The sequence below is a fragment of the Specibacter sp. RAF43 genome (assembly GCF_052114065.1).
GTDB lineage: Bacteria > Actinomycetota > Actinomycetes > Actinomycetales > Micrococcaceae > Specibacter.
In genome coordinates, this window is sequence record NZ_JBFREA010000075.1 from 1 (window position 1) to 421 (window position 421).

The window sequence follows — 421 nt, forward strand, 5'->3', positions numbered from 1 at the left end:
AGGCCCTGCCTGGCGAGCAGTTCCCCGTGCGTGGGTTGCTGCCCGTCGGGATCCAGCAGCGCCAGGGCCCGGGTGCCCAGGCGGCGCAGGAAGTCCGGGGATTCCTCCCGCGCGTACCCGGTCAGGGTCCGCTCCAGCTCCCCGGCGGTCTCGGCCGGAACGCGCCCGGCCCGCACCAGGTGGCCGGCGTCGGCGGCGAAGCCGGCCACCAGCAGGGCCCGCTCCGCGGACAGCTCCCCGGCAAAGAACGCCGCGCCGAGCACGGGCCGGGTGGGGGCGGCGGTGCGGGCGCTGAGCGGGTCGGTGACCGGCAGCAGGGCCTCGGCCAGGCGCAGGCGCCGGTTCGCCTCGGCGCCGCTAAGCAGCAGGGACCCGGTGAGCACCCCGGCCGGGTGCGTGATCCCGGCCTCGCTGAAGCGCC

General features: G+C 78.1%; 1 protein-coding gene. It reads right to left on the reverse strand.

Annotated features, from left to right (window positions below):
* Window positions 1-421, reverse strand: a 421-nt coding sequence (locus AB4Y80_RS16945; RefSeq protein WP_442215502.1) for a DUF222 domain-containing protein, incomplete at both ends; no start/stop codon positions are given.